2 protein-coding genes are annotated in these 1,505 nt (G+C 62.0%); both read right to left on the bottom strand.

From position 1 onward, the window contains the following. Positions 1-838, bottom strand: an 838-nt coding sequence (locus AB1609_23695; GenBank protein MEW6049439.1) for a BREX system P-loop protein BrxC, incomplete at its 3' end; no start/stop codon positions are given. 4 nt (positions 839-842) lie between these two features. Next, positions 843-1,412 carry a BREX protein BrxB domain-containing protein gene (locus AB1609_23690; protein ID MEW6049438.1) on the bottom strand — a complete coding sequence of 190 codons (570 nt, stop codon included), beginning with the start codon at positions 1,410-1,412 and terminating at the stop codon, positions 843-845. Positions 1,413-1,505: the final 93 nt, after the last annotated feature.

Genomic DNA, 1,505 nt, shown 5'->3' with positions numbered 1-1,505 from the left:
CGTCGAGCATCTTCTCAGTAGATCGGGCTATGTATTGCCCGACTTCATCGGCGACGAACACCACGGCGCGCATCTGCGGGCAACGCCGCCCGACCAGTTCCAAGACGCGCTCAGCCAGGTCGCGCGGCCCCAGATCCGCTCTCTTGTGGCCCCGGGCCCACGAGTCCGCAGAAGGAAAGGTCTGGGGGTCCAGCATGTGCATGATGCGGCTGGCCCTTCCGAAAGCCACGGCCACGTTCGCCCGCCCTTCCACCCAGGGCCGGCCGAAAGTCTCGTGATAGAGCCGTTCGAATTCCGCGAGACGGCCTTCCCTTTCCAGAGTAATCTCCAGTTCGGCCAGGTCCGGGTCGTCCGAATAGCCCAGAGTACGGAGGAGCGCCCGATACGCTACCAGGGTTATTTTCTCTTCGCCCACCCGGACCAGGGGGTCTTCAGCCATATCGAAGGGTACCACCAGGGTGGGAATCTCCCGCCTTGCGCGGGCCAGCAGAACGCGCACCCGATCGTCAGCCAGGCGGTCCGCCAGCCGGTCAGCGGCGGATATGCCCAGGATCGGCCGGTCTGCCAGCGCCAGCCCGAGGTACTTGGCAAACGACGACTTGCCCGAGCCGAAGAAACCCGACACCCACACTCCAATACCCTCGTGGGGCTTCAATGGGGTTTCCACATAACGCTCTAAAACTCGCAGATACGCGTTCCTGATGGCCGGTGTCGCTACGTACTCATCCAGCTCCTCTGCGACGACGGCCTCGTCCGTCTGGTGGAGCTTGATGACTTCCTCGATGCGCCGACGGATGTCGCGGGCGAAGAGTGACTCGATGGTACCTGCCGGGCTCATGGCGTTACACCTCGCACAAGATGTTCGGACGGTAAGTGGGGTCCGGTGGGAATACACCGAGAAAAGACAGCCCCACCGCGCCCTCCAGCCTCCCCGGATAAAACAGGATGGTGGGTATGGCCACCTTGCCGTGCAGGCGGTTGAGGATGGCCGAGCTTCGGAAGAAAGGGAACAGACCGCCGGTATCGACGAGAAAAGCAATGTCCTTCTGGGGATCCAGACCCCGCAACCTACCCGCTATGGCCTGAACGAAAGTCTCTCCGCGCTCCATCAGACTGTTCACAGCCTCGACAACCCGGTCCACCCCGGCCAGCCCCTCGGAAGAAAAGAGGCTCTCGAGATCGTCGTGAATTTCAAGGCATTCCCACATGACCTGAGTCAGGGAAATGACAGTCACCCTTCGACCCGCTTCCTCAAGGCGTCTGCCCAGCAAGGGAACCTCACGCCGCAACTGCAACTCTTCGCCGGGCTCGTACCTCAAGATCGCGAAAGGAAGATCGTGGTAGCCACTAAGTGGCTTGCGGGCCAGCAGGTGCTCCTCCAGGCACCGGATGCGCGCCTGCAGCGATGACATGGGCAACCTCCTCCGCACTGTCATACGCCCAATCAATGCGGACCACCGACCCGGCCTGCTGCAAGGTAATCAACCCTTCCTGCTGGACCTCAG

Source organism: Bacillota bacterium (genome assembly GCA_040754675.1).
GTDB lineage: Bacteria > Bacillota > Limnochordia > Limnochordales > Geochordaceae > Geochorda.
This window is presented reverse-complemented; position numbering and strand designations above follow the sequence as displayed.